This window comes from Acetatifactor aquisgranensis (genome assembly GCF_943193215.1).
GTDB classification, from domain to species: Bacteria; Bacillota; Clostridia; order Lachnospirales; family Lachnospiraceae; genus Acetatifactor; species Acetatifactor aquisgranensis.
Window position 1 is genome coordinate 1 of the sequence record NZ_CALPDH010000068.1, and the last position, 9,771, is coordinate 9,771.

The 9,771-nt window shown below is 41.0% G+C and carries 8 protein-coding genes and 2 pseudogenes; all 10 read left to right on the forward strand.

Annotation, left to right across the window (positions count from 1 at the left end):
• Positions 1–66 precede the first annotated feature (66 nt).
• Positions 67–459, forward strand: a pseudogene (locus NFS35_RS28070) (antirestriction protein ArdA); the annotation flags it as partial.
• Positions 460–577: 118 nt separating this feature from the next.
• The gene (locus NFS35_RS28075; RefSeq protein WP_009243016.1) at positions 578–976 is read left to right on the forward strand and encodes a conjugal transfer protein; all 399 of its coding nucleotides are present in this window, start codon (positions 578–580) and stop codon (positions 974–976) included.
• Positions 954–3,404 carry a conjugal transfer ATPase TcpF gene (gene tcpF / locus NFS35_RS28080; protein WP_251210267.1) on the forward strand — a complete coding sequence of 817 codons (2,451 nt, stop codon included), beginning with the start codon at positions 954–956 and terminating at the stop codon, positions 3,402–3,404. Before NFS35_RS28075 ends, tcpF begins: the two co-directional genes overlap by 23 nt.
• Entirely contained in the window at positions 3,404–5,590 is a 2,187-nt protein-coding gene (locus NFS35_RS28085) for a CD3337/EF1877 family mobilome membrane protein (RefSeq protein ID WP_251210268.1), read from the forward strand. The genes tcpF and NFS35_RS28085 overlap by 1 nt, the downstream gene beginning before the upstream one ends.
• The gene (locus NFS35_RS28090) at positions 5,587–6,594 is read left to right on the forward strand and encodes a C40 family peptidase (RefSeq protein WP_251210269.1); all 1,008 of its coding nucleotides are present in this window, start codon (positions 5,587–5,589) and stop codon (positions 6,592–6,594) included. The genes NFS35_RS28085 and NFS35_RS28090 overlap by 4 nt, the downstream gene beginning before the upstream one ends.
• Before the next feature lie 16 nt (positions 6,595–6,610).
• Entirely contained in the window at positions 6,611–7,522 is a 912-nt protein-coding gene (locus NFS35_RS28095; protein WP_251210270.1) for a conjugal transfer protein, read from the forward strand.
• Positions 7,523–7,675: 153 nt separating this feature from the next.
• Positions 7,676–8,125 (forward strand): LytTR family DNA-binding domain-containing protein, encoded by a 450-nt coding sequence (locus tag NFS35_RS28100; protein WP_251210271.1) that lies wholly within the window; start codon positions 7,676–7,678, stop codon positions 8,123–8,125.
• Entirely contained in the window at positions 8,118–8,531 is a 414-nt protein-coding gene (locus tag NFS35_RS28105) for a hypothetical protein (RefSeq protein ID WP_117918261.1), read from the forward strand. The genes NFS35_RS28100 and NFS35_RS28105 overlap by 8 nt, the downstream gene beginning before the upstream one ends.
• 5 nt (positions 8,532–8,536) lie before the next feature.
• Entirely contained in the window at positions 8,537–9,148 is a 612-nt protein-coding gene (locus NFS35_RS28110; RefSeq protein WP_055061718.1) for a methyltransferase family protein, read from the forward strand.
• Between the two features lie 272 nt (positions 9,149–9,420).
• Positions 9,421–9,702: pseudogene (locus NFS35_RS28115) on the forward strand (sigma-70 family RNA polymerase sigma factor); the annotation flags it as partial.
• Positions 9,703–9,771: the final 69 nt, after the last annotated feature.

The following is a 9,771-nucleotide window of genomic DNA, read 5'->3' on the forward strand; positions in this document are numbered from 1 at the left end:
AGATAGTATTTGACACTTGAGAATTAAATTTGACGTTTTTGTGCGGGAGACAGGAACTTTAGTTTGCTGGGCTACAATGAACAGTATGAAGAGTACGCTATCCATGATACCGACAACTTCCCGATTGCGATTGGCGAGTATGTTTCCATTGAAGAACTCAACGAGATGTATGAAATGATAGAGGAACTTCCCGACTATATCGTAGAATGTCTGGACGAATTTATCAGCCACTTTGGGACGCTGGAAGAAGTCGTGGAACATAAGGACGATATTTATTATTATCCCGACTGTGAAACCATGACAGACGTTGCCTACTACTACATAGACGAATTGCAGGCACTTGGCGACATTCCACCCAGCTTACAGAACTACATTGACTATGAAGCCTACGGGCGAGATTTGGATATGGGCGGTTGCTTTATTGAAACAAGCCGAGGTATGTGCGAGATACCATATTAACGCTGGAAGATCAGCGACAAGCATTGTTGCTACTGACAGCGTATTTCTCTTTTAAGGGACAGTCTGAAACATGGCTGTCCTTTTCTATTTAGAAACTTACGAAAGGAGCTGAAAGAACTTGAAAAAGATTAAAAGCTACACGGGTATCTGGAACGTGGAAAAAGTCTTGTATGCAATCAATGACTTTAACTTACCCTTTCCCGTTACTTTTACACAGATTACATGGTTTGTGATTACGGAATTTCTCATCATTCTGTTTGGGGATATTCCCCCACTTTCCATGATTGAGGGAGCATTTCTCAAATATTTTGGTATTCCCGTTGCTCTCACTTGGTTTATGTCGCAGAAAACTTTTGACGGAAAGAAGCCGTACAGCTTTTTGAAATCACAGATAACCTATGCCCTGCGACCTAAAATCACTTATGCAGGAAAAGCCGTAAAACTGCATAAGCAGATATTGAATGAAACAATCACGGCAGTAAGGAGTGTGAACTATGTTCCCGATAAAATATATTGACAATAACCTTGTCTGGAACAAGGACAATGAGGTGTTCGCCTACTATGAGCTGATACCATACAATTATTCTTTTCTATCCGCAGAGCAGAAATTTATCGTACATGACAGCTTTCGACAGCTAATCGCACAGTCCCGTGAGGGTAAAATTCATGCCTTGCAGATTGCCACAGAAAGCTCAATCCGAAGTCAGCAGGAACAGTCAAAGAAACTGGTAACGGGAAAATTAAAGGAAGTTGCCTACCAGAAAATAGACGAACAGACCGAAGCGTTAGTATCTATGATTGGGGACAATCAAGTGGACTACCGCTTTTTTCTTGGCTTTAAGCTCATGGTTACGGAAGAACAGCTCAATCTGAAGAACATTAAAAAATCGGCGTGGCTGACGTTTGCGGAATTTCTCCATGAAGTGAACCATACGCTGATGAATGACTTTGTTTCCATGCCGAATGATGAAATCAACCGTTACATGAAAATGGAAAAGTTACTGGAAAATAAAATCTTCCGTCGCTTTAAGGTACGTCGCTTGGAAATCAATGATTTTGGGTATCTCATGGAACATCTTTACGGCAGGGACGGTATCGCTTATGAAGATTATGAGTACCAGCTACCAAAGAAGAAATTGAACAAAGAAACGCTGATAAAATACTACGACCTTATCCGTCCGACAAGGTGTGTGATTGAAGAAAGCCAGCGGTATTTAAGATTGGAACATGAGGACAAGGAAAGCTATGTGTCCTATTTTACCGTCAATGCGATTGTCGGCGAGCTTGATTTTCCGTCAAGTGAAATCTTCTATTTCCAGCAACAGCAATTTACCTTTCCCGTTGATACTTCTATGAATGTAGAAATCGTGGAGAACCGTAAAGCATTAACGACCGTCCGCAACAAGAAAAAGGAATTGAAAGACCTTGACAATCACGCTTATCAAGCAGGAAGTGAAACCAGCTCAAATGTGGTGGACGCTTTAGACAGCGTGGACGAGCTGGAAACTGACTTAGACCAGAGCAAAGAAAGTATGTATAAGTTAAGCTACGTGATACGGGTGTCTGCACCCGATCTTGACGAGCTGAAACGCCGTTGTGATGAAGTCAAGGACTTTTACGACGACCTCAATGTAAAGCTGGTGCGTCCTGCTGGGGATATGCTGGGGCTTCATTCTGAATTTCTTCCTGCCAGTAAGCGATATATCAATGACTATGTGCAGTATGTAAAATCAGATTTTCTAGCTGGGCTTGGTTTTGGTGCGACACAGCAGTTAGGGGAAACTACGGGTATCTATATGGGCTATTCCGTTGATACGGGAAGAAATGTGTACCTGCAACCGTCCCTTGCCAGTCAAGGTATAAAAGGTACAGTTACCAACGCTTTAGCTTCTGCTTTTGTCGGTTCGCTTGGCGGTGGGAAATCGTTCTGCAACAATCTTCTGGTGTATTATTCGGTTCTCTTTGGGGGACAAGCGGTTATCTTAGACCCAAAATCAGAGCGTGGCAACTGGAAAGAAACGCTCCCAGAGATAGCCCACGAAATCAATATCGTAAACCTTACCAGCGACAAGGACAATGCAGGACTTCTTGACCCATTCGTGATTATGAAGAATGTAAAAGACGCTGAAAGTCTGGCAATCGACATCTTAACATTCCTTACGGGTATTTCCTCTAGGGACGGCGAAAAATTCCCCGTACTTCGTAAGGCGGTTCGTTCCGTTACCCAGAGCGACAGTCGGGGCTTGCTCCATGTGATAGACGAGCTACGCCGTGAAGATACACCCATATCAAGAAATATTGCAGACCATATCGACAGCTTCACGGACTACGACTTTGCACACCTGCTGTTTTCAGACGGTACGGTAGAAAATGCTATCAGTCTGGATAACCAGCTCAATATCATTCAAGTAGCCGACCTTGTGTTGCCAGATAAGGACACGACCTTTGAGGAATACACGACCATTGAATTATTGTCGGTGTCTATGCTGATTGTGATTAGTACCTTTGCCCTTGATTTTATCCATTCAGACAGAAGCATTTTTAAGATTGTCGATTTGGACGAAGCGTGGGCGTTCTTAAATGTGGCACAAGGAGAAACGCTCTCTAACAAGCTGGTTCGTGCTGGGCGAGCTATGCAGGCAGGCGTTTATTTCGTTACACAATCTTCTGGCGACGTGTCAAAGGAAAGTCTGAAAAACAATATCGGCTTGAAGTTTGCCTTTCGTTCTACTGACATCAACGAGATAAAACAGACCTTAGAATTTTTCGGTATCGACAAGGACGACGAAAACAACCAGAAACGGCTTCGTGATTTGGAGAACGGACAATGCTTATTGCAGGACTTATATGGGCGTGTCGGTGTGGTGCAGATACACCCCGTCTTTGAAGAACTGCTACACGCCTTTGATACCAGACCGCCCGTACAGAGAAATGAGGTGGAGTGATGAAAGAAAGGATAAAAGGTGCGTTCACAAAAAAGAAGATTTTCCACTTTCTCAAAATGGCTCTGTTCGTGGTGGCACTCTCCCTTATCCTGCTTTCACTTCTGGGGACGGTGGCTCATGCGACGGGGCTTGTGGACGATACCATAAACGCAGAAAATCTATATTCAAAATATCCCCTTTCCAACTACCAGCTTGATTTTTATGTGGATAATAGCTGGTCGTGGCTTCCGTGGAACTGGCTGGATGGGATTGGAAAATCGGTGCAGTACGGGCTTTACTGCATTACCAACTTTGTCTGGACGATAAGCCTTTATTTAAGCAATGCAACGGGGTATGTGGTGCAGGAAGCCTATAAGCTGGACTTCATCAACGATATGGCAGACAGTATCGGAAAGAGCATACAGACTCTTGCAGGTGTTACCGAGAATGGCTTCGGGAGTACGGGATTTTATGTAGGTTCTCTATTACTGATAATTTTAATCATTGGTATTTATGTTGCTTATACGGGACTGATAAAAAGAGAAACCAGCAAAGCTGTTCAAGCGGTTATCAATTTTCTTGTGGTGTTCGTGCTGTCGGCTTCTTTTATTGCCTATGCTCCCGACTACATCAAGAAGATAAATGAATTTTCATCAGACATCAGTACCGCTTCACTTGACTTGGGAACAAAAATCATGCTCCCCAACTCTGACAGCGAGGGTAAGGACAGCGTGGACTTGATACGGGACAGCTTATTTTCTATTCAAGTGGAACAGCCGTGGTTACTCTTACAATTCGGGAACAGCAACGCAGAAGAAATCGGGGCAGACCGTGTGGAAGCTCTTGTATCAGCAAGCCCAGAGGACGAGGACGGGAAAACCAGAGAAGAAGTCGTGAAAACAGAAATCGAGGACAACGACAACAACAATCTGACGATACCGCAGGTCGTGAACCGTTTAGGCATGGTGTTCTTCCTATTGTTCTTCAATTTAGGGATAACGATATTTGTATTCTTGCTTACGGGCATGATGTTGTTCAGCCAGATACTTTTTATTATCTTTGCAATGTTTTTACCTATCAGTTTTCTTCTTTCTATGATACCTAGTCAAGAAAATCTGGCAAAGCAGGCAATCGTGAGGGTGTTTAATACCATAATGACACGAGCAGGAATAACGCTCATTGTAACGGTGGCGTTCAGCATTTCCAGTATGTTTTATAACATCTCCGCGGACTATCCGTTCTTTATGGTAGCGTTCTTGCAGATAGTATGTTTCGCTGGTATTTATATGAAGCTGGGCGATTTAATGAGTATGTTCTCTTTGAACGCTAACGACAGTCAAAGCATGGGACGAAGAATTTTCCGCAGACCATATCTATACTTGGCACATAGGGCTAGGCGTATGGAAAGACGGCTTGCTGGTGCGGTTACGGCTGGCGGTGTTGCTGGTGCGGTGGCAGGTAGCACGATTTCAAACAGAAAACCGACAAGGAACACAGCTACAAAAGACAGTCGGGGCAATACCACTTCCAGCATGGGACAGCGTGCAGGTTCAAAGGTGGGGGCTGTCTTAGATACGAAAAATAAAGTGAAAGACAAGGCAAATGCTGTCAAAGAGAATATCAAGGATATGCCGACACAGACCGCTTATGCGGTGTATTCCGCAAAGGAAAAGGCAAAGTCCAGCGTGTCCGACTTCAAGCGTGGCATGGTGCAGGAACAGCAGTCCAGACAGACGGGACGCTTGGAAAAGCAGGAACAGCATAGGCAGAATATCGCTGACAAACGTATGGAGCTTCAAAAGGCACAAGAAGCAAGGCAGGCACAGCGAAAGGCTGATGGATCAGCGACAACGGGAGCTACCCGTCCCCATGAGCGACCAGCCACAGCTTCAAAGCCGAGTGCGGAAAAAATGCAGGAAGTCAAACGTCCTGCCACAGCGACCACTTCAAAAGCAAGTGAGCCAGTCAAGACAAATGTTATCAAAGAGCGTCCGTTATTTTCTGGTGCTTCTGATAAGAAAGCGACCCAGTCGGCACAGCCAGTACATAGGCAGAATGTAGAAAAAGTGATATCGCAGGAAACACGCCAGAATTACACAAAAGACCGTAGGACAAAGGTTCAGCAGACGCAAACCGTCCAAAAGAACCAGCAGACAACAGAGAAAACTCGTAACCTTGTGATGAAGAAAGGACAGAAGAAAAAATGAAACTGAAACATATCGCTATCATTGGCAGTCTGTTTCCTATCCTCTTTTCTCTGGTGCTTTTCTTTGGTGTGTTGATTAGTGCGGACAGCGACGACGAGAACAGCAACTTTTCTTCTGGCATTACGGGTATGAATTTGTCCGCAGAGGTTTTGAAACATCAGCCTATGGTAGAAAAATACGCCAGAGAAAACGGTATCTCCGAGTATGTCAATGTATTGCTGGCTATCATTCAAGTAGAAAGTGGTGGTACAGCAGAAGATGTTATGCAGAGTTCAGAAAGTCTTGGTTTACCGCCTAATTCTTTAGATACGGAAAGCTCAATCAAGCAGGGGTGTAAATATTTTGCGTCCCTGCTTTCTTCCTGCAAAAATCAAGGTATCGACGATTTGAATGTAGCGATACAGTCCTATAACTATGGCGGTGGCTATGTGGGATATGTGGCAGGAAAAGGAAAAAAACACACTTTTAATCTTGCAGAGAGCTTCGCCCTTGAGAAATCGGGTGGAAAGAAAGTAACCTACGCCAACCCGATAGCCGTTGCGAAGAACGGGGGCTGGCGGTATGGCTATGGAAATATGTTCTATGTGGAATTAGTCAATCAATATTTGACTGTGGCACACTTTGATAATGCGACAGCACAAGCGATTATGAATGAAGCGTTGAAATATCAAGGCTGGAAGTATGTGTATGGTGGCAGTAACCCGAACACTTCCTTTGATTGTAGCGGACTTGTGCAATGGTGCTATGGAAAAGCTGGTATCTCTTTACCGAGAACGGCACAAGCACAGTATGACGCTACCCAACATCTCCCACTCTCGCAGGCAAAGGCTGGGGACTTGGTGTTTTTCCATTCTACCTATAACGCTGGTTCGTATGTAACCCACGTCGGCATTTATGTAGGAAATAACCAGATGTACCATGCAGGCGACCCGATAGGATATGCAGACCTAAGCAGTAGTTACTGGCAACAGCACTTAATCGGTGCAGGACGAGTAAAACAATAGAAAGGACTTGAAAAATATGTTTAAGAAGAATAAGAAACAGACAGAAACTATCAAAGAACCAAAAGAAAAAAAGGTGCGTACTGTCAAGGTAGGCACACATAAGAAAACCGTGATTGCGTTGTGGGTGGTGCTTGTCGCAAGCGTGAGCTTTGGGGTGTATAAGAATTTTACGGCTATCGACCAGCACACCACCCATGAAAAAGAAATCATTGAACTTCGCTTGCAGGACACCAACGGGATAGAAAATTTCGTGAAAAACTTTGCGAAGTCCTATTACACATGGGATAACAGCAAAGAAGCTATCGAAGCAAGGACGCAGGCAATCAGCGGTTATCTGACAAAGGAATTGCAGGACTTAAATGTAGACACCATTAGAACCGATATACCGACCAGCTCCACGGTTACAGATGTGATTGTATGGCATATCGAGCAATCGGGAACGGACACTTTTTCTGCTACCTACGAAGTAGATCAGCAGATAAAAGAGGGAGAACAGACAAGCAATGTGAAAGCAACCTATACTGTAAAAGTCTATGTGGACGCAGACGGGGATATGGTAATCGTTCAAAACCCTACCCTTGCACCAGCAGTTGAAAAATCAGACTATGAGCCTAAGACACCAGAAGCAGACGCAAGCGTGGACGCTGATACGGTAAATGACGCTACCGCTTTTCTGGAAACATTCTTTAAGCTGTACCCAACAGCGACGGAAAAAGAGCTTGCTTACTATGTATTGGGAAATGTGATTGAACCTATCGGCAGGGACTACCTTTATTCTGAACTGGTAAACCCTATCTTTATAAAGGACGGCGACAATGTGAAAGTCAAGGTTGCGATAAAATTCATTGATAATCAGACAAAAGCGACACAGGTATCGCAGTATGAGCTTGTGCTACATAAAGATAGCAACTGGAAGATTGTGGGATAATGAACAAGGCTTGCGTCATACGGTGTATGCTCTGCAACTGAACAAAGTGGAATGTGGGTATTTTAAATGCTGTTAAGGGTATTTGAGCTTAAAGTGCTTGCAATTGCTTTAGAGAAATATTAAACTTCTATCGAAGTAATGGAGGGAAATACATTGAAACTGCAACTATTGGAAAAAAAAGATTTGACTGAAACGGAAATAGATATACGATATTCAAGTATGACACAACCTTTAAATCGGATTGTTCAATATATCCGTCAACAGGAATATCTTATACAAGGAATTTTTGAAAAAAAGCTGTATCAGATACCATTAAATGAAGTCTTGTATTTTGAAACCGTTGATAAAAAAACATTTATGTACACTCAACACAAAATATTTGAATGTAAAAAGACACTTTCTGCTATTGAACAAGATTTAATAAGGTCAAATGTTGTAAGGATAAGCAAAACAGCCTTATTGAATATTTCTTGTCTGGTCTGTGTTAAACCTTACCCTAACCACAGATTATTGGCAGAACTTAACAATGAAGAAAATCTGATTGTTTCAAGAAAATATATTCCTATTCTAAGAGATAAGATAAGGAGTGGCTATTATGAATAAATTTTTAAGGACATATCTTCCTGCATTTTCTATGGCATTTACATTTATTATTTTGTATGCAACAATAAGCAATATTATAGTAGGATATTCTAAAGACAGATTTTGTTTCTTTATTTTGCAGGTGTTTGTTTATCTTATGGTGTCAGTGATTGTCGATTGGCTTCTATCATTTATAGATTTTAGCAAATATATACATCACTTTATTGCTGAAATGATTATATTATATCCAATAACCATTGGTGTGGCATTTATAGGCAAATGGTTTGCATTTAGTGCAATTAACATTACATGGTATTCATGTGTCTATATTTTAATTATGATAGCCATTCATTGCTATTTTTATCATATTTCCAAAAGACAAGCTGATGAAATAAATAATTTTTTAAGATTAAGGAATAAGAGGTAATAGTAATGGGCGATATGACAAAATTTAATAGTGCTATTGAATATTATATATTTAATGTGTTGCTAATATGTTTACTTATTTCCGAAATATTTATTTTCTTTTATACACGTTCAAAACAAAATAGAACTGAAAAAATTGATACTAGAGATTTAGGAACTAAATGGTTGTTATACTTAAACTTTGTATTTTGCTTGATAATTAGTTTTCTATGTGTCAGTCAAAAAGCTCCATTTTACATAAGAGAAATGACTTTACCTGCTTACTCTGCAAAAATTGGTATGCTAATTATAGTATTCGGGATTTGTATTCGTATAAAAGCTGTTTTAACTTTAAAAAAGGCATTTACATTAAATGTTCAGATTAGTAAAGAACAACAACTAATAACAAGTGGTATGTATAAATTAGTCCGCCACCCTGCCTACACTGGAAGTATTTTGTCCTTATTAGGTGTAAGCATTGTATTAAAGAATATACCTGCTATATTGATAGTTGCTATTTGTAGCTTTGTTTGCTACCAAATAAGAATAAATGTTGAAGAAGCAGTTTTACAAAAATATTTCAAAGGATATAGCTTATATAGAGAAAAAACATACAAACTTTTTCCATACATATATTAAAATTGTTGATAACCAATGTTTTATCATTAAGGGAAGATTGCATTATGGAACGTTTTAAGAAGATTATTTAGCAAAATACAATTTATCGAAACACAATTTATAATTGAATATATCAATATTTTAGCTCGTACAAACAACAAGTTTTGTGCGGGCTTTTTTTATACTCAAAAATTTTCAAAAATTTTTATCTTCAACTTAGCAAATCACACCTGCCATTCCCTATATGGTGCGGAAAGAGGGATAACCACTTTTCACGTCGTAACGGAAAGGGGGTGAGATTGATGAAACCGTCTGACTTCCAAAAAACTGTTCAATGCCGTTTTGAAAGTTGTTTGAAGAAAGTTGTCCGTCATGTTGTTAAGGACTACCAGCAGGGATTGAAGCGACGAAAAGACAAAGAAAGTCCATTCTGTGAGCTTCCAGAAATCGTCGTGGAAAAACTGGCTGTGTGGGACGAATACGACAGCGATTATACATTTTTCAACGTATGCGGTAATGATATTCGTATTTGTGATGATGAACTGGCAGAAGCCTTGAAACATTTGTCTGAACGTAAGTAGGTAATCATCCGTATCTGTTATTCCCTGTTTTTCTTTGATACAATACCATCAAAACGTTGGAGG

Bases quoted from the DNA above. Each gene is read 5' to 3' on its own strand.
- NFS35_RS28095 (WP_251210270.1), top strand. From the start codon at position 6,611: ATGTTTAAGAAGAATAAGAAACAGACAGAAACTATCAAAGAACCAAAA.
- NFS35_RS28110 (WP_055061718.1), top strand. From the start codon at position 8,537: ATGGGCGATATGACAAAATTTAATAGTGCTATTGAATATTATATATTT.
- tcpF (WP_251210267.1), top strand. From the start codon at position 954: ATGTTCCCGATAAAATATATTGACAATAACCTTGTCTGGAACAAGGAC.
- NFS35_RS28105 (WP_117918261.1), top strand. From the start codon at position 8,118: ATGAATAAATTTTTAAGGACATATCTTCCTGCATTTTCTATGGCATTT.
- NFS35_RS28090 (WP_251210269.1), top strand. From the start codon at position 5,587: ATGAAACTGAAACATATCGCTATCATTGGCAGTCTGTTTCCTATCCTC.
- NFS35_RS28085 (WP_251210268.1), top strand. From the start codon at position 3,404: ATGAAAGAAAGGATAAAAGGTGCGTTCACAAAAAAGAAGATTTTCCAC.